The organism is Demequina sediminicola, assembly GCF_000975055.1.
GTDB lineage: Bacteria > Actinomycetota > Actinomycetes > Actinomycetales > Demequinaceae > Demequina > Demequina sediminicola.
In genome coordinates this window covers 205147-223525 of record NZ_BBRB01000004.1, presented here as the reverse complement: position 1 = coordinate 223525, position 18379 = coordinate 205147, and the positions used below count along the sequence as shown (strand labels likewise).

Annotated in this window: 15 protein-coding genes; 11 read left to right on the top strand and 4 right to left on the bottom strand. The window is 62.6% G+C overall.

The features are described from left to right. Positions 1 to 23: 23 nt before the first annotated feature. From uca to AOP79_RS09555, 4 genes are read left to right on the top strand one after another with little or no spacing between them, the layout of a single operon-like run. Complete coding sequence (gene uca, locus AOP79_RS09570; protein WP_062072963.1) at positions 24 to 3608, top strand: urea carboxylase; 3585 nt, start codon at positions 24 to 26, stop codon at positions 3606 to 3608. Positions 3609 to 3624: 16 nt separating this feature from the next. Continuing rightward, positions 3625 to 4386 (top strand): amidohydrolase family protein, encoded by a 762-nt coding sequence (locus AOP79_RS09565; RefSeq protein WP_062072961.1) that lies wholly within the window; start codon positions 3625 to 3627, stop codon positions 4384 to 4386. A 38-nt stretch (positions 4387 to 4424) separates the two neighbouring features. After that, positions 4425 to 4853 (top strand): cytidine/deoxycytidylate deaminase family protein, encoded by a 429-nt coding sequence (locus AOP79_RS09560; RefSeq protein ID WP_062072959.1) that lies wholly within the window; start codon positions 4425 to 4427, stop codon positions 4851 to 4853. Next, positions 4850 to 5659: a creatininase family protein gene (locus AOP79_RS09555; protein ID WP_062072957.1), complete on the top strand. Its 810-nt coding sequence runs from the start codon at positions 4850 to 4852 to the stop codon at positions 5657 to 5659. The genes AOP79_RS09560 and AOP79_RS09555 overlap by 4 nt, the downstream gene beginning before the upstream one ends. Before the next feature lie 117 nt (positions 5660 to 5776). On the opposite strand, the gene AOP79_RS09550 is transcribed toward AOP79_RS09555, so the two are convergent. From AOP79_RS09550 to atzF, 3 genes are all read right to left on the bottom strand, one after another. Further along, positions 5777 to 6970 carry an MFS transporter gene (locus tag AOP79_RS09550; RefSeq protein ID WP_062072955.1) on the bottom strand — a complete coding sequence of 398 codons (1194 nt, stop codon included), beginning with the start codon at positions 6968 to 6970 and terminating at the stop codon, positions 5777 to 5779. A 116-nt stretch (positions 6971 to 7086) separates the two neighbouring features. After that, a complete protein-coding gene (locus tag AOP79_RS09545; protein ID WP_062072953.1) occupies positions 7087 to 7794 on the bottom strand; it encodes a GntR family transcriptional regulator in 708 nt (235 codons plus the stop codon). Between the two features lie 85 nt (positions 7795 to 7879). Continuing rightward, a complete protein-coding gene (gene atzF, locus AOP79_RS09540) occupies positions 7880 to 9580 on the bottom strand; it encodes an allophanate hydrolase (protein ID WP_161794253.1) in 1701 nt (566 codons plus the stop codon). A 167-nt stretch (positions 9581 to 9747) separates the two neighbouring features. Between atzF and AOP79_RS09535 the strand changes: the two genes are divergently transcribed. From AOP79_RS09535 to AOP79_RS09520, 4 genes are read left to right on the top strand one after another with little or no spacing between them, the layout of a single operon-like run. Further along, positions 9748 to 10593, top strand: coding sequence for an alpha/beta hydrolase family protein (locus AOP79_RS09535; RefSeq protein WP_062072948.1), 846 nt, complete (start codon positions 9748 to 9750; stop codon positions 10591 to 10593). Positions 10594 to 10636: 43 nt separating this feature from the next. Further along, positions 10637 to 12043 carry a bifunctional folylpolyglutamate synthase/dihydrofolate synthase gene (locus AOP79_RS09530; RefSeq protein WP_062072946.1) on the top strand — a complete coding sequence of 469 codons (1407 nt, stop codon included), beginning with the start codon at positions 10637 to 10639 and terminating at the stop codon, positions 12041 to 12043. A gap of 56 nt (positions 12044 to 12099) precedes the next feature. Beyond that, entirely contained in the window at positions 12100 to 12528 is a 429-nt protein-coding gene (locus tag AOP79_RS09525; RefSeq protein WP_062072944.1) for a DUF4233 domain-containing protein, read from the top strand. Further along, a complete protein-coding gene (locus AOP79_RS09520; protein ID WP_152648089.1) occupies positions 12525 to 12998 on the top strand; it encodes a hypothetical protein in 474 nt (157 codons plus the stop codon). Before AOP79_RS09525 ends, AOP79_RS09520 begins: the two co-directional genes overlap by 4 nt. Positions 12999 to 13039: 41 nt before the next feature. On the opposite strand, the gene AOP79_RS09515 is transcribed toward AOP79_RS09520, so the two are convergent. Beyond that, complete coding sequence (locus AOP79_RS09515) at positions 13040 to 13552, bottom strand: adenine phosphoribosyltransferase (RefSeq protein WP_062072940.1); 513 nt, start codon at positions 13550 to 13552, stop codon at positions 13040 to 13042. Positions 13553 to 13648: 96 nt separating this feature from the next. Here AOP79_RS09515 and ndk point away from each other — a divergent pair, with 96 nt between their 5' ends. The 3 genes from ndk (at position 13649) to smc (ending at position 18374) form a co-directional block, all read left to right on the top strand. Then, a complete protein-coding gene (ndk, locus tag AOP79_RS09510) occupies positions 13649 to 14095 on the top strand; it encodes a nucleoside-diphosphate kinase (protein ID WP_062072938.1) in 447 nt (148 codons plus the stop codon). Then, the gene (locus tag AOP79_RS09505; RefSeq protein ID WP_082093530.1) at positions 14095 to 14724 is read left to right on the top strand and encodes a TIGR00645 family protein; all 630 of its coding nucleotides are present in this window, start codon (positions 14095 to 14097) and stop codon (positions 14722 to 14724) included. The genes ndk and AOP79_RS09505 overlap by 1 nt, the downstream gene beginning before the upstream one ends. Positions 14725 to 14816: 92 nt before the next feature. Continuing rightward, positions 14817 to 18374: a chromosome segregation protein SMC gene (gene smc / locus AOP79_RS09500; protein ID WP_082093529.1), complete on the top strand. Its 3558-nt coding sequence runs from the start codon at positions 14817 to 14819 to the stop codon at positions 18372 to 18374. The last annotated feature ends 5 nt before the right edge of the window (positions 18375 to 18379 follow it).

Sequence of the window (18379 nt, the reverse complement as noted above, 5' to 3'; positions counted from 1 at the left end):
TGCCTGAAAGGACCTCGTTGGATATGCCAGTACCCATCACTGCTGTCTTGGTCGCGAATCGCGGCGAAATTGCCAGACGAATCATCCGAGCCGTGCAGGAAGCCGGACAGACCGCAATCGCGGTCTATACGCCAGCCGATGCGGCCGCAGCCCATGTGCGCGAAGCGGACGTAGCAGTAGCGCTCACGCCGGAAGGCGCCGGCTATCTCGATACTGACGAGATCATCTCAGTTGCAAGAACTCACGGAGCCACGGCCATCCACCCTGGCTACGGGTTTCTGTCTGAAAACTCGTCGTTTGCCTCAGCGGTCGAAGACGCCGGTGTGGTGTTCATCGGCCCCACACCTCGCCAGATAGAACTGTTTGGGTCCAAATCTCGCGCTCGAGCTCTCGCCGAGCAAAGCGGTGTCCCGAGCATCCCCGGAACCGGTGTCCTTGATAGTGCCGAGTCTGCTGCATTGGCCGCACGCGCGATTGGTTATCCCGTGATGTTGAAGGCCGTCGCTGGTGGCGGGGGCATGGGCGTCCAGCGCTGCGACAGCGAGTCCGAACTGGTCGATGCCTACGTTGCCCTCGGAGCGTTAGCGGCACGGCTGTTCGGCGATTCGAGTGTATTTCTCGAGAAGGCGATCTTGGCTCCGCGCCACGTCGAGGTGCAAATTGTGGGCGATGGCAAAGGCCGTGTCGTGGTCCTCGGAGACCGTGACTGTAGTCTGCAGCGGCGCCATCAGAAGGTCATCGAGGAAGCGCCTGCCCCCCAGTTAGATAGCGGTCTTCGTGCGCGTCTCTGGGATGACGCGCGAAAGATTGCATCTGCCGTGGACTACCGGTCGGTGGGTACTGTCGAGTTCCTCGTGAGCGCGGAGGCGCACTATTTCTTGGAAGCGAACACGCGGCTCCAAGTCGAACACCCCGTCACGGAAGAAGTGAGTGGCGTCGACCTCGTCGCTCTCATGCTGCAGCTCGCGGATGGTGCGGATGACCTTCCTGCGGTTGAACAGGCAGGCCACTCCGTCGAAGCTCGGGTGTGCGCTGAGGATGTCTTTGCGGACTCGCGGCCCAGTTCAGGTGTGGTCACTCGTGTCTTGCTGCCTGAAGGAATCGGCGTGCGGGTGGAGTCAGGCATCGAGACGGGCGATGTGGTGACGACTGAGTACGACAGTTTGCTCGTCAAGGTTGTTGCGACAGGCGGTGACCGGCGTGAAGCATTCTCGATCCTAGCTAGGGCCCTTGCCGACACACGGATCGACGGGATCGAGACCAATCTTCCGTTACTGAAGGCGTTGGTGCACGCCCCTCTCGTGACGGATGGAGTCCCGACGACCGAGACCTTGACCCACGTAGTGGTCGAGGAGCCCCGGATCGTCATCGCGAGACCAGGAATGTCGACAACGGTTCAGGACTGGCCTGGGCGGGTTGGTCACTGGCAAGTTGGGGTCCCGCCCTCCGGTCCTTTTGATGACGTGTCGATGCGCCGGGCCAATCGGTTGGTAGGCAATGTCGAGGGAGCCGCGGCCCTCGAAGCGACGATGCAGGGGCCCGCGTTGTCGTTCAACTACGACACACGTGTCGCGGTGACGGGAGCACCGGTACCTATCCGTCTCGATGGCGTTGAAGTTGAGCAGTGGACACCCCTGCACGTCAAGGCGGGGCAGCTCCTCGACGTAGGAACTCCCGATGTGGGTGCGCGCACATACATTGCAGTTGCCGGCGGTCTCGACGTTCCGCCGTATCTCGGGAGTGCTTCGACGTTTGTCGCAGGGGGTTTTGGCGGTCTCGGCGGCCGAGCACTGCGTCCGGGAGACGTGCTGCGCCCGGGCAAGGCCGACGGCAATATGCCGGACGCCAAGGCGGGACTTGATCAACCTGAGTTTACGAGTACGTGGATCCTCCACGTCGCGGAAGGCCCGCAGCCGGCGCCCGAGTACTTCACCCGCGAAGCCATTGATTCGCTCTATGAGGCTGAGTGGCGAGTTCACGTCCATGCGGCACGGACCGGAGTGAGGCTCATCGGACCCCAGCCAACGTGGGCGAGGCCCGACGGCGGGGAGGCGGGCCTGCATCCGTCTAATCTTCATGACAATGCCTACTCCGTGGGGGCGATCAACTTTACGGGTGACACCCCCTCCATCCTCGGCCCCGACGGTCCGTCGCTCGGAGGATTCGCGTGTCCAGTAACCGTAGTGTCCGCAGATCGCTGGAAGATCGGCCAATTGCGTCCAGGTGACACCGTCATGCTGGTACCCGTCAGCGAGGCGATGACCACTGAAGTACGTTCCGCGCGCACCGGGGCCACGGTGTTCAACCCATCCCTGCCAGGGCGAGACCGCGATGACGGTGTCCTAGGACGCCGCGAAGCAGGGCATGACCATCCTGCGGTGGTGTATCGCCGCGGTGGCGACGACAACCTTTTGGTTGAGTACGGCGACATGGAGCTCGACCTCGGTGTGCGGCTGCGCATTCACGCGTTGATGGAGGCCTTGAAGGCACATGGTGATCGAGGGATTATCGATATCACTCCCGGCATCAGGTCTCTTCATCTCCACGTGGATGCCGATCGCCTCAGCGTGCGTGACTTGCACGCGTTGTTGGAAGACCTCGAAGACTCGTTGCCGCCCTCGGATCACTTAGTGGTGCCGAGTAGAGAAGTCCAACTGCCGATGTCATGGGACGACCCCGTAGTCAGGACTGCCATTGCGCGTTATGAGGACTTGGTTCGCCAAGATGCGCCGTGGAACCCCGACAATATCGAGTTCATCCGGCGCGTGAACGGGCTAGGTAGCAGAGATGAAGTGCGCACGACAGTATTTGACGCGTCGTACATGGTGCTTGGCTTGGGAGATGTTTATCTCGGCGCGCCTGCGGCTGTCCCCGTAGACCCTCGCCACCGACTCGTGACGACCAAGTACAACCCTGCGCGCACGTGGACTGCGGAGGGCACTGTCGGTATTGGTGGCAGCTACATGTGCATCTACGGCATGGATAGCCCGGGTGGCTATCAGCTTGTGGGTCGCACTCTTCCAATTTGGGGCGGCCTGCGACGCTCTAACCCCAATTTTCTTCCCGGCGAGCCTTGGCTACTCCGATTCTTTGACCGTGTGAAGTTCGTAGAAGTTGATGCCGCCACGCTTGAAGAGCAGCGACGTGCCTTTGCCGCGGGAAGGCTCGAGCTCACCGTCTCGGACGGCGAGTTTTCCCTTGCCGAGCACCGCGCATTCCTCGAGCGTGAGGCGGACTCGATCTCGATCTTCCGCTCGCGGCAAAGTGCGGCGTTCGAAGCAGAACGTGTCGCATGGGAGCGTGCAGGCGAGTTTGACATTGCTGAGCCTGCGACGCCCGTCGACGCAGTAAGTGATGTCCACGCGTCATTAGTTGTTCCCGAGGGCGCTCACGTGTGTGCAGCGCCGATGGCTGGAGCGGTGTGGAAGGTCTCAGCATCGCCTGGGCAGGACCTCGGGGCGTCCGACTCAGTTGTCGTGCTCGAAGCCATGAAGATGGAAATCTCCGTCGCCCCAGAGTGTGCCGTGACCGTGCTTGAACTGCTCGTTGACCCCGGCGAAGTCGTCGCTGCAGGACAGCCTGTAGCCATCGTTCGCCCCATCGTTTGAATACAAGGAGAAACACATGATCATTGACAGCTACAACACCACCCAGGACGTGCGAGGCCGCAGCGACTACCTCACCGGCGCCCGTCCCGGAGAATCTGCGCCACCGTATGTGCCGTTCGATGCCTCACGCATTCTTGACCGCATGGATGCGGCCGGTGTGGACAAGGCGATGGTGTGCTCTTTGGCTCAACGCATTGAGAACGAGTTTCTCGCGGAGCTCGTCAAGACGCACCCCGAGCGACTCTTCGGTTTTGGGCAAGTCATGCCTCAGGACGATGACGCGACGGACCAGATTCGGGCTTTTGTCGATGCTGGACTTGTGGGGCTCAAGCTTCACCCCAGCATGCACGGCTACCACGTCGCCGACCACGGCCTTCTCGACCCCGTCTTTGAGGTCTGCGCGGAGCTGGAGATTCCGGTACTGATCAACGCCCTCGACGACGCTTTTTGCGCACCTTTCGCTATCGAGGAGATAGCTAAGGATCACCCCACGGTGCCGACGATCATTGCTCACATGGGTGCTGTGTGGAACGTCCCCGAAGCGATTATCGTCGCGGAACGGCGGGATAACGTGTACCTGGAGACTTCGGCGACCCTCATGTCAGATGTGAAGCGAGCGTACGCTCGAGTTGGTGCAAAGAAGATCCTCATGGGGTCAGAGTGGCCGGGGTCTGACTTCGACCTAGAGCGGATGAAGATCGCCAAGGCGGTCCCGGACGCCGCTGATCGCGCATTGATCGAAGGAGGGAACATGTCCCGCATCATGGGTTGGCTATGAGTGCGCCACGCCCAACACTGCGACAGGCAGAAGTCTGCATGGAAACGAACGACGCCCAACTACTTCATGCCGCAGCCGGACTGATGGACGAGCACTACGTCATGGGTCGCCAGGAGGTGGTTGCCGCTGCTCGGCTGGCTGACGGCACCATCGTGACCGGAATCCATGTCGAGGCATCCCAAGGCCGTGCGTCCGTCTGCGCCGAGTCCGGTATTGCGTCGGCAGCGGTGATAGCGGGATCTGCCGTCGTGGCGATCGTTGCGATTGTTCAGCGCCCTGGCGGAACTCGCCACATCATCGAGCCGTGCGGAGTCTGTGCCGAGCTTCTGGCCGACTATTGGCCATCTGCACGAGTCTGGGTCGGGCGCGGCAGTGAACCTGCGGCTGTCGCCGTCACCGATCTCCTGCCGTTTCGCCACACTCGGACCGGACGTCTCAACACATCTTCCAAGGAGAACCTCGTATGACCCCGTCGTTACCCCCGACCGGACTTGATATTCGATCACTTGCTTCTGAACTGGGGGGCACCGGGGTGCCGCTTCGGTGGGAAGAGCTCGACTGGCCGTCGGTGACGTCGGTGGTGGAGCACCATCGTGCCGTCATCATCCCTATCGGTGCGATCGAGCAACATGGACCCCACCTCCCGATGAATGTTGACACGGAGATCGACGCAGCGGTGACGGACTGTGTCTCGGCAATCACCGGGATTCCGGTCGTGCCGCCAGTGTCCATTGGTGTGTCGGGCTCGCATGGCGATTTTCCTGGCACCTTGACACTTCGTCCTGAAACTCTGATCGCCGTGATGCAGGACCTGACCGATTCGCTATACGCATCCGGGGTTCGCCAGTTCATATTCATCTCAGGCCACATCTGGAACAACGGTGCTCTCGACGTCTCAATCGAGAAACTTCGCACTCGTTACGACGATGTTCGCGCACGCTCCATCGGTTACGTGACTATGTATCCCGGGCCTGAGGTTGACGGCAGGGTGCAGTTCGGTCGTGGCCTGATGCACGCGAACTTCTTTGAGACCTCGGTGATGTTGCACCTGCGTCCTGATCTGGTGCGTATGGACAGGGCGGTTTCGCACGCCGACGTCGATTCCTTCTGGGACTACCGCATGGATCAGGTCTCGGAGTCCGGGGTGTGGGGGAACGAAGTCGAAACCGCCAGCGCTGAGCATGGCCGCTCAGAGTTTGATCGTTGTGTCGAGCGCACCTCACGAGCACTAGCTGAAGCTGTGCGCGAGCAGGAGCCGCAGCGCACGCGTTGACCATCTGTACCAAAGAGTCGGTGGTCGCGATCGCGGCCGCCGGCTCTTTGCTCTGTCGTCTCCTCGATGTGTGGTGCCGCGAGCCGAACGAGGCGCAGAATCAGCCCCGATGAGGGCTCAACGGTGAGTCGCGAGGCTTGCTCCGCGTGGTCCCTGACGCTTGAGTAGCGGAAGCACGGCCAACTGTGCCACGGCGCATAATCCGATAGTCGCGGCAGACCCGACGGATACGATGAGCCACCCCCCAACGAGTGCGCCGGCGGCCATTCCCGCCGACGTCGCAGCTGAGAACCATCCGATGGCTGTCGCTCGGTCGGGACCGGAAAGCGGTTGGGTGGCGAGGATAGTGAGCGATGGGTAAAGGGGGGCGTAGCCAAACCCGAGAATGACAGCGGCAAGGCATGCTGTGACAAATGTTGGTGCGCCGGCGAGCCCACCGAGACCTAGGGCCACTAGCCCAAGCGCGATGCGAGCAGCGCGTGTGGGGCCCAGCCTGTCGGTAGCGGTGGCAAGCGTAACGCGGGCAATCAGCACTGAGCCCGCGAAGACCAGCAAAACCGTGGCGCCTCCTTGAAACCCAGTCGGCGAGATGCCCCGGTCCTCAAGGTGGGAGATGAGGAACGCCGTGAGGACGCCTTGCGCACCCCAAGCAGCAATGGCGATGGCGGCTGGCACGGCAACCGCTCTGCGTACGGACGTCTTACGTGGCGAGGGCGCTGACTTCGGCGGAACTGACTCGGTGAGACCGCTGCGGACCGCCACGGCGATGACGAGCGTGAGAGTTTGGGCTGCGAGGAGTGCGGCCCAGGTGTCGTGGTTGCCGACTGTCGCATAGGCGTTCTCGGAGAGCATTGGTCCGAGAGCGAGGCCAAGCCAGACGCTCATTCCGTAGTAACCGAGTGCACGTCCGCGACTCTCGGGGGGTGAGGAGGCGCTTACCCAGGCTGTTGTGGCAACGGTGATGCCTGCGTTGCCGATTCCGTACGCGATACGACTCGTGATGAGCCCCGGTGCGGTGAATGCCACCGTTGCTACCGCAATGCCAATCGTTGCGATGATGGCCGCGGTGATGGTGATCCGGCGCGGGCCGAAGCGTCCTGCGAGGTAACCGAGGAGGGGCATGGCTGCCATGCCTGTGAACCCTGCGATTGCAACGAAAGCTCCTGCCGCTGCCGTGTCATATCCGAGGTGCTCCGGAATTGCGCGGTTGAGGAGCGGGGCGGTCGCCGCCAAGACTGCATAGTTGGCTGTTGCGGCGAGTGTGACGAGCCAGAAGCCCCAAGAGCGGTGACCGGCTGGGACAAGTGGCATGTCATGCTCCGAAACGTCGAGGTGTGGATCCTAACCTCAGTATATTGGATACAAGATGCAGTGATGCGCGCACATCCTGAAACGGCAGGGGCTCCTGAGGGGCTAGTGACGGGTGACTATCGACGCAGAAGCGTGGAGGAACGTCGCTCGTACCATCTGGCCACTTGCTCGCCAGCATTGAGCACATGGGCTCGCATGAGGTTGGCCGCGGTGTCGGCGTCTTGAGCGGCGAGGGCATCAATGATGCGCGAATGCTCGCGGTGGTTATCCTCGCGGTGGCTCGCATTCTCAAGGAGAAGGAGGCCAGGCACATTCTTAGGGAGCGACGCCTGGACTCCGTCGAGCACGGACTCTAGCCGGGCATTATCTGCAGCGGCGAGGATGGCCGGGTGAAGGGCGTGCTCATTCGCAGCGTCAAGAATGTCGGTAGTTGTATCCTGAGAGCCGGCTTTGGCTGCAGTACGTGTCAGGTCGAACAACTTGTCGTTATGTTCGCGAAGCTGCGCGACATCGTCGCTTGACATGCGCGGGGCGGCTCGGCGTGCCGCGAGCGCTTCGAGCTCGGCGCGGACCTCGTATGCTTCGCGTACTTCCCAAGGGGTGGGAATGCGTACGACGGCACCACGATGCGGAATAATCTCGATGAGTCCGCCTGCCTGCAGTTGGCGCAATGCCTCTCTCACCGGGGTCCGGCTGGTGCCGAAGCGCTCAGCGAGGTCCGCTTGGCGCAACGGGGTGCCTGCTGCGATCTCACCGGACACAATCAGGTCGCGGATTTTGCTGGCGAGATCATCTACTAGCGCAGAACTGTCGGTGGCGGTCAATTGAGATCTTCCCCTCGCAAGTCGTCTGACGGTGCGTGGACCACTCCGTCGTTGTATCCAATTGCCACAGTCTAGGGTACGGATCCTACGTCGCGGGTTGCGAATTGAGGTAGGTGCGCCAGTCTCCGATGGCCGAGATGTCTGTGCCCTCCATCGAGGTGGAGACGAATCCGGTCACGATGCTGCCGTCGAGGAGCTCGATGGGGCCGAGTGCGAGCGGCTCGCGCACATCTGCAATGAGCGGTGCCCACGCGCTCGGCGGTACACGCCACAGTTCGCCGTGGATGCTTGTACCTTTGCCTGAAGACACCGGTGCAACGCCAGGGCGAGCCATCTCACCTGGCAAGGCCACCATTTTGTACTGAGACGATGTGGCTATGGTGCCTTCCAAAATCGCACCGCGGTCGGTCAGTTGATAGTTGAGCGGTTGCCCGGAGAGGTGTGCGCCGAATACGGCGAGTGGCGCTCCTGTGAACAGTCGCGGTGGGGCTTGTTCGCCGGTGAGTTGTGCCGCAAGGTCGAGCGCCACGTGATCCTCAAAGGCTCTAGCAACGATAGTGACACCGAAGTTGCCGGTGCGGGTGTCGTGTGCCGGTACGGCCACTCCGCAAAGGTCAAGCAGGTTCATGAAGTTCGTGAACGTGCCAATGCGTGAGTTGGTCTCGATGGGGTCTGCTGCAACCTCCGCGAGCGTCGGGTGGATCGGGGTCGTGGGAATCAGCAATGCATCCGTGCCTTCGAGGAGTTGCAGTGCCGCAGTTCGCGCTAGATCGAGCTTTTCAGTGTCGTTGACGAACGCGACCGCGTTGTGGCGACGCGCACTAGAGGCGATTGTTTGGACAACGGGGTCAGCGCCTTCGGGGTGCTCGGTGAGGAACTCGCCGTAGGCGGCGGCGCGTTCCGCCGCAATTGCACCCCCATAGAGGAGTTTCGCGGCTTCCAGAAGTCCACTGATGTCGAGAGTGACTAGCCGTGCTCCGCGATCGCGCAGGCGGTGTGCTGCGGCGGCGAAGGCTGCGAGGCGCTCGGGGTCGAGTGATTCGAGGTCTTCGTCGCGAGGTATCGCTACGGTCGGTGCCGCGGGGGCGGCTAGAGCGGCGTGTGGTGTCCACGTGCGGGACAGCGGATCCCGCCTGCTTGGGCCCGCGATGACTGAAGTCGCTGTAGCTGCGGTGGTCACGTCCCGTGCAAACACGGTGACGCAGTCGTAGCTTCGTGAAGCGGGGACCACGCCTGAAGTAGGTATGACTCCCCGGGTGCATTTGACTCCAACGATGCCGTTCAGCGCTGCTGGAACGCGGCCACTCCCAGCGGTGTCGGTTCCCAGCGCGATATCGACCAGGCCGCGTGCTGTTGCGACAGCGGAGCCCGAGGATGATCCTCCTGCGATGCGACCGGGATGTGTCGCTGATTCCAGGGCGCCGTAGGGGGACCGCGTGCCGACGAGCCCGGTGGCGAATTGGTCCATGTTGGTTGAGCCAATGATGATGGCACCTGCGTTGCGGAGACGAGCAACAGCTTCAGCGTCGACATCGGCGATGCTTCCGTAGCTCGGGTGGGCAGCCGTGGTGCGAATTCCCTCCACGTCGATGTTGTTCTTGACGGCGACAGTGAGTCCGGCAAGTGGGAGGTGGTCGCCGCGCTTCAATGCTGAGTCGACTTCGTGGGCGTCGGCGAGAACGCTGGTGGGGGAGCGGCGCTCGATCCAGACCCCGTCCGTGGGGTCATTTTCGATCCGTTTGAGAGCTTCGTGTGTTCGAGCAACGACAGTAGCCAGGTTGTCCACGGGTTCTCCTCCATTGAGCCGACAGGCGTATTGCATCCGATACTACTCTAATTGGATCCGTTCGCTGTTGAATCGCCGAAGTGTCCCCAGTAACCGTTCGCGTGGCGAGGAGGAAAGCCGACGAGTAGCGCGTGGATTCGTGTCGGAAACTCTGATTTGATGGGGCCATGCGCAAAGTTGCCATGGCGGATGAATCCCGCCGTTCTTGGATTGACTCCACTCAGCCTCGACCAGTGCGCCTCACGGTCTGGGAACCTGACGTCGAGGGCCCTACACCGCTGACCCTGCTCTCTCATGGCACGGGCGGCCAGGTGTCGGACCTCACGTGGTTGGCGCGCGCCCTCGTCGCAGAAGGCCACACGGTCATTGGTGTTGACCATCACGGGAACAATGCTCAGGACAAGTACCTGCCCGAGGGCTTTGCCTTTGTGTGGGAACGCCCCCGTGATCTTTCCTTCGCACTCGACTGGGCTCTCAAGGAACTCTCCATCGATGAGGCCCGCATCAGTGCTGCAGGGTTCTCGCTCGGGGGCTATACCTGTGCGGCTCTCGCAGGGGCCAAGATCGACCCCGAGGTGTTCGGCAACATCCTCCAGGGCGACTCACCGATGCCGCCACTGCCTGAAATGCCCGACCTCCGCAACCGTTTGGCGCAACGCTACCCGGGGCCTGCCCTGGCCGCGGTTTTTGCTGACGCTGGCGCCGACGTAGCCGACCCGCGCATCGGCCGTATCGCGATGCTTGCTCCGAGTGTGGGGCGCCTGGTGACCGAGGAGTCGCTGTCGAACGTCACCGTTCCCGCGCTCGTGTTGTGGGGTGGTGCGGACACCAATGCTGCTCCCGCGTTGAACGCCCAGCGCTACGAGGCTTTGATGCCTCATGCGTCGGGCCGTTCGATGGGTGACGACGTCAAGCACTACTGGTGGGTGCAGGACCATCACGAGGGCGAGAAGCTGCGCCGTGAGGCCTGGGCTGAGCTCTCCGGTTTCCTGACGGGCGTCAGCGCTACGTAGGTAGTAGCCCCGAGTCTCATCGCAGCGTGGGACACTAGACCTTATGCCTGAGTCCAACGACCTCATGCTTGGCGGCCTGTCCCCGGACGAGGCCGAGCGGGAGATTTATCAGCACATCATCTCGCGCAACCCCGAGCACTCCTTTGAACCTACCCTCGATCGCGTCCGCGACGTGTGCGCACTCCTCGGGGACCCCCAGCATTCGTACAAGGTGATTCACCTCACCGGTACCAATGGCAAGACGTCCACTGCCCGCATGGCGGAGTCGCTCGTGCGTGAACATGGGCTCCGCACAGGGCTGTTCACGTCGCCGCACCTGACGACGGTGCGCGAGCGTATCCAGATTGACGGAGAACCCATCTCGCAGGAGGACTTCATCCGCTTGTGGACTGAGGTCGCCCCGATCATCCACTTGGTGGACGCCAAGTCCATCAAGGACGGCGGCCCGCGGCTGAGTTTCTTTGAGGTACTCGTGGTGCTGGCGTATGCAGCGTTCGCTGATACCCCGGTGGACGTGGCGGTCATCGAGGTCGGCATGGGAGGAGTGTGGGACGCCACGAACGTGGCCGACGGCGACGTTTCCGTTGTCACGTCCGTCTCCATGGACCACGCACAGTGGCTCGGCAACACACTCACCGAGATCGCTACCGAGAAGGCGGGCATCATCAAGCCCGGAGCCGCATCTGTCATTGCGGAGCAGGCCGAGTCCGTGCTGCCAGTTCTGTACCAGGCGGTGGACGACAACAACGCGCGCGCTCGCTGGGAAGGCATCGACCTTGAGGTCGTCGAACGTCAGCCTGGCGTCGGCGGGCAGTTGGTCACGCTACGTACGACCGCGGCTACTTACGCGGACGTGTTCGTGCCTCTCTACGGCGCCTACCAGGCAAGCAATGCACTGTTGGCGCTCGCGGCAGTGGAAGCCCTCCTGGCCGACGGCGGTGAGGTGTTCGCGCTCTCAGGCGAGACTGTGGAGGCAGGCTTTGCTGCAGTGACGTCGCCGGGACGTCTGGAGGCAGTGCGCACATCGCCGATGGTGTTGGTCGATGCCGCTCACAACTCGGCTGGGGTCGACGCGTTGGTGGGAGCGCTTGAGGAATCGTTCACTTTTGAAGCCCTGGTGGGTGTGGTGGGCATTTTGCAGGACAAGGACGCCGAGGGGATCCTCGGTGGCCTCGAGCCGGCACTGGACCACGTCGTGCTGACCGCCTCGAACTCGCCTCGTGCGATCCCCGTGGATGAACTGGCTGAGATCGCGATTCCTATCTTTGGCGAGGACCGCGTCACTGTCGCGAGTAGCCTGCCCGATGCCCTGGATCAGGCCGTGCAGATCACTGAACGCGATCATGACATGGGTGCAGGAGTCCTCGCGGTGGGCTCGGTCACCCTGATCTCTGAGGTGCGCATTCTGATGCGTGCGGATGAGCGCAAGGGGATGGGCCAAGCACGTTGAGCACAGAAGAATCACAGGAACCCCCTGCACCCGAGGCCTCTGACGCGCCACGGATAGTGAAGAAGCGCTCCGCGGCCCTGGTCTTTACTCAGGCCGTGCTGCTGCTGGAAGCCTTCTGCGCCCTTTTCGCAACGCTCCTGCTGTGGGGCCTTGCTCGCGGCGGGCTGATCGACGCACCTGTGCCGTGGATTCTTGGCGGCGGGCTTGTGGTCACGCTGCTGATGGCTTGGGCTTCCGGCCAGCAGTCAAAGTCCTGGGGCCGGCCACTGGGCTGGGCGATGCAGGTTCCTTTGCTGCTCGGGGGATTCCTCGATACGGCGATCACCGTGATCGGTGTTGTTTTTCTCGCGATCTGGATCATGGGTCTGCGCCTCGGAACCAAGATTGATCGGGAGCGTGCGGAGTTCGACGCCGCTCACGAAGCCACCGACGCGAACGGCGCTGACGAGGTGGGCGGGCGGAGCAACGCCGGAGAGTCTGCGTGACACCAGCACGCGCGCTACTCAAGAGGATGGCGGCGGCCCTTGCCGGTGGCACCATTGGCGTCGCGATGGTCTGGTGGTCCCTTGAACGCGTGACGCTCGTGAATGCTGCAGAGGTTCAGGGGCAGGGAAATGGCTCGGTCCCGGTGACGACATATGTGACGCTCTTCGCGGGCTTGTGCCTAGTCGGGTTCCTGGACCGTTATGCGGCCCGCACGTGGGCGCGACATCTGCGCGACACCCCTGACACTCGCCAACTGCCGCTGTGGGCAGGTGTGCTGATTGCCGTCATCGGGGTGGTGTCGCTCATTTTCTCTATCGCGACACACTCACAGTGGGTGAACGAGCAAGCTCCGGTGCCGCAGGACCCCAACTTGGGCTTCGTGCTGTTCCAAACTCTCTGCGCCACGTTGATCCTGGTGCCCAGCGTCTTTGTAGGCGCCCGCTGGGTGCGCGTCAGCGACCGGGACTAGGGTTCAACGGCCAGCCGACGGCAGGACCGGAGAGAGTCGCTCTAGTCCGTGGCGGGCACCTGGACTGCTGAGAGCACTCCGTGCCCTGCAAGTCGCTCGCGGCCTTTCAGCGCTTCGATCTCCATCAAAAAGCTGAACTGTACGCTTGCGGCCCCCGCGCGCTCGAGCATGTCCGCGACCGCGAGTGCTGTACCGCCCGTGGCAAGAACGTCGTCGATGACGAGGACGCGCTGACCCGCGACGCCACGCGGGTCAAGCACGAGTTCCGATGCTCCGTACTCGATGGTCGCATCGGCTTCAAGGAGCTCTCCGGGCAACTTGCCTTTCTTGCGCACCATCGCCATGCCCACGTTGAGGCTCTGCGCGATCACAGGGGCAAAGATGAATCCGCGGGCATCGACGCCCACGACGACGTCGACCGCCTCCGGGGGAGTGAGTTGCGCACACGCATCCCGGAACAGCTCGGGGTCCGCGAGGATGGGGGAGATGTCGTAGAACAGGACGCCCGGTACAGGAAAGTCGGGGAACGTCTCAAAGTCATCCAGGGTGATCACCTCGCTATGGTGCCACGTGCGGCCTCGGGACGCTGATCTGAATGTCAGGGCAGTCCGCGCACCCCGAGGAGTGTGGGGCCAGGTATCCTCGTCGCCATGACTGACTCCAAAGACGCGACTGCCGCGACCGAACGCACGCTCATCCTGGTCAAGCCTGATGGTGTGAAGCGCGGCCTTTCCGGTGAGATCCTCCGCCGCATCGAGGCCAAGGGCTACACGCTCGCCGCTGTCGAGTTGCGTACGGCGACCCCTGAACTCCTTGAGCAGCACTATGAAGAGCACGTGGGCAAGCCGTTCTATGAGCCACTGGTGGAGTTCATGCTGTCGGGTCCCACGCTCGCCATCGTTGCCGAGGGTGACCGTGTGATCGAGGGCTTCCGATCGCTCGCTGGCGCCACGGACCCCACCACTGCAGCCCCTGGCACCATTCGCGGTGACCTCGGACGCCAGTGGCCCACGAAGGTCCTGCAGAACCTCGTGCACGGCTCGGACTCGCCCGAGTCAGCAGCGCGTGAGATTGCGATCTGGTTCCCCGGCCTGTGATGAGCAAGATCGAAGATGGGCTCGAAAGGAGCCTCTTTGCTTCACGATGGCTCTTGGCGCCCATGTACGTGGGCTTGCTGGTGGGCCTGGTGTTGGTGACGATCAAGTTCTTTACTGAACTGTGGGCGATGGTCGAGGGCTTCTCGATGTCGACGCCTGCAGACAAGGTCACTGTCGAGATCTTGACCTTGATCGATATTGCGCTACTGGGCAACCTCATTCTGATCGTGATCTTTGCTGGCTACGAGAACTTCGTGTCCAAGATCACTGTCGCGGAGAACTCGGAGGACCGTCCCAGCTGGATGGGCACCGTCGACTTCTCTGGTCTCAAGATGAAGCTCATCGGCTCGCTGGTAGCGATCTCGGTGATCCTCTTGCTCAAGGACTTTGTCGCAGCGGGTGACGGGAAGTCCATGGATTACGAAGCGGTGGCATGGCGCATCGGCCTGCATTTCACCTTCGTTGTTTCTGGCGTGCTGTTTGCCGTCATGGACTACTGGGGTGCCAAGCGTCAGTCGCTGCTGATGGACACCAAGATCAAGGCGGCCCAGCTCAACACCTCGCCGGACGCTGTGGGCGAATCCGCTCTGCCGGACCAGGCATCTGCGTCTGCAGGAGCCTCTCGCTAACCTTGCACCGTCTGCAGTCATAGTTTGCGGAGAACGCTGTGACCAGGGGCGGCCTCGCACGATTGTGCGGAGCCGTGCCCTAGGCTGGCCCCGTGCACCTGAAAACGCTGACGTTACGCGGATTTAAGTCTTTCGCGTCCGCCACGACCCTGGAGTTTGAGCCGGGCGTGACGTGCGTGGTGGGCCCCAACGGTTCGGGTAAGTCCAATGTGGTCGATGCCCTGTCGTGGGTGATGGGTGAGCAAGGGGCCAAAACCCTGCGCGGCGGCAAGATGGATGACGTCATCTTCGCTGGTACTTCTGGGCGTGCCCCACTGGGCCGAGCGCAAGTGTCACTCACCATTGACAACACCGATGGCGCACTGCCGATCGAGTACACCGAAGTCACGATTTCCCGTACTTTGTTCCGTTCCGGTGGCTCTGAGTACGCCATCAACGGCGCCAGTTGCCGTCTGATGGACATCCAAGACCTGCTCAGTGACTCAGGTTTGGGCCGCGAGATGCACGTCATTGTGGGCCAGGGCCAGCTCGATTCAGTCTTGCGTGCGACTCCCGAGGAGCGCCGGCATTTCATTGAAGAGGCCGCAGGAATCCTGAAGCACCGCCGTCGCAAAGACAAGGCGCTGCGTAAGTTGGACTCGATGCAGGGCAACCTGACGCGCGTGCAGGACCTCACGGCGGAGATCCGCCGCCAGCTCGGTCCTTTGGGAAAGCAGGCCGATGTCGCTCGCAAGGCCCAGCAGATTCAGGTCGATGTGCGGGACTCACGTGCCCGGTTGCTCGCCGATGATGTGACACAGATGCGTACGCAGATGAACGCTGGCAAAGCCGATGAGTCTGCGCTGATCGAGCGCAGGACGCAGGTGGAGAAGGAACTGGGGGAGGCCCGGGACCAGTTGGCGACCCTGGAGCGAGCCGCCGCTGAAGCGACGCCTGCGCTGACTGCCGCCAACGACGTGTATTACCGGTTGAGTGCGATCCGTGAGCGGCTGCGCAATTTGGAGTCGCTCGCTCAGGAACGCTTGCGTATGTTGGGCAGCGCTGGTGATGGCGCTCCTCCCACGGATTTGGTTGATCTTGATGAGCAGCTTGACCGTGCGCGGGTCGCTGCCACTGAACTTGATGCAGAAGTTGCTGCCGCTGGGGAGGCACTTGAACTCGCCGAGGCGTCGCGTAGGGAAGCAGAAGAGGTCGCACAGAACTCGGAGAAGCACCTCGCGAACTTGTTGCGGTCCGTGGCCGACCGTCGCGAGGGTGTGGCCCGACTTGCCGGCGATGTGTCGGCACGTCGTAGCCGAGTCGAGGCCGCTGAGCAGGAGATTGGGCGGCTCCGTGAGGCCAAGGACGATGCCGACCAGCGTGCCCACGTTGCCACCACCGAGTTCAAAGCGCTTGAGACGACTGTGGCATCGGACGAGGACAGCGACGAGGATCTCAACTCCCTCCATGAGGCGGCCACTGAGGCGTGGGAGGCCGCGAAGAGTGCACGCGATGAACTCAAGGACGCTGTCCATGTGTCGATGCGTGAACGGGATACGTGGGCCGCGAAAGCCGAAGCATTGGAACTTTCCCTCGCACGTAAGGACGGGGCGGGTGAACTTCTCGCTGCCGGATCAACGTCGGTTCGCGGCACCGTGGCCGCCCTCATTGAGGTCGCAACCGATGCGGAGGACGCGATTGCAGCAGCCCTCGGGCCGTTAGCCGATGCGCTTGCGGTCGACTCTGTCGAGGATGCCGTTGATGCCATTCGCTGGTTGCGTGACGAGGACGCAGGGCGCGCGCGATTCGTGGTGGCTGACCCCACCGCGAAGGTGACCAACCCTGACGTGACGTTGCCCTCCACCGCAGTGTGGGCATCGGACGTCGTGACCGGCGCGGGCGGAATTGCGGAGACGGTGCGAGCCCGGGTGTCCGGCGTCGCCGTCGTGGATGATTTGGCGAGCGCCCGATCCTTGGTGGCCTCGCTTCCCGAGGTCACCGCGGTCACCCGCCGCGGCGATGTCCTCGGTTCGCATACGGCATCGGGCGGAGCGGGTGATGCGCCTAGCGTGTTGCAGATGCAGGCGGCGCTCGATGAGGCCAAGGCCAAGCGTGACGCTGCCGCGACCACGGTCGAGTCCACCGAAGCCGCCCTCACTAAGGCTCAGGAGGACGAGTCTGCAGCGCGAGGTCACCACGAGGTGACCTTGAACCGCCTCAATGAAGCCGATGCTCGGATGGCTTCCGTGGCCGACAAACTGGGCCACTTGGGTGCCTCTGCGCGTGCCGCGAAGGCGGACTCTGAGCGCCTCGTGGTGCAGATTGAGGCCGCGCAGGCGCGCATGAAGGACCAGTCTGAAGAGCTTGCGAGCCTGGCGGAGCGATTGGCCGCAGCGCAGGCGGAACCGGAGCAGACGGAGTCCAATACTCGTGAGGCTCAGGAGAAGCGCGATGCTGATGAGGCGGAGGCGCGGGCTTCGCGGGCACGGGAGACTGAGGCCCGGTTGGCGCTGCGGACCGCTGAGGAACGTGCGCGCGCGTTGGCCGCGCGAGCCGAGTCTCTTGAACGCGCAGTCGTCGCGGAGCGCGACGCCCGTGCCAAGGCCGCTGAGGCCGCCAAGCGTCGTGAGCGCCAGGCCGTCGCCGCACGCGAAGTGATCGCAGGATGTACCGATGCATTGAAGGCGATTGACGGTTCCGTGGCACAGGCAGACGACGCCCGTGCTGCCGCGGAGCAGGCTCGTGCGGAACGCTCTGGGCAGTTGGGTGATGTGCGAGCACTGGTCGAGCAGCTCGCCGATGAGCACCGTCGGCTCACCGATGATGCCCACCGCGATGAGGTCATGCGTGCCCAACTCAAGGTGCGCATGGAGCAGCTTGAACAGCGTTGTGTTGACGACTTGAGCATGGATCCCGATCAACTTGTCGAGGAGTACGGCCCGCAGGTGCCCGTCCCTGTGACCGATGGTGAGGCGGACGAGGACGGCACCATGCCGACCGAGCCGTATGTGCGAGAGCGTCAGGAGAAGCGCCTGCGTGCTGCTGAACGGGCGATGGGGCAGTTGGGTCGAGTGAACCCGCTGGCACTCGAAGAGTTCGCGGCCCTTGAGGAACGCCACACATTTTTGCAAGACCAACTTGCCGACATTAAGAAGTCGCGCGAGGACCTTTTGGAGATTGTGCGCGAGATCGACGAGCGCGTCGAAAGGGTGTTTGCGGAGGCGTTCGAGGACACGGCCAAGCAGTTTGACCGGATCTTCCCGCGGCTGTTCCCCGGAGGCGAAGGCAAGTTGGTGCTGACGGATCCGCAGAACATGCTGACGACAGGCATTGAAGTCGAGGCCCGCCCTGCCGGCAAAAAAGTCAAGCGGCTCTCGCTGCTGTCTGGTGGAGAACGTTCATTGACCGCGGTCGCGATGCTGGTGTCGATCTTTAAGGCTCGGCCTAGTCCGTTCTACGTGATGGACGAGGTTGAGGCCGCGCTCGATGACGTGAACCTTGGCCGCCTGTTGGAGATCTTTAGTGAGCTCCAAGAGGACAGCCAGCTCATTGTCATCACGCACCAGAAGCGCACGATGGAGATCGCCGACGCACTGTATGGCGTCACTATGCGCGGTGACGGCGTGACGACGGTGATCTCTCAGCGTCTGAGAGACGAGGACGTCGCGTAGATCGC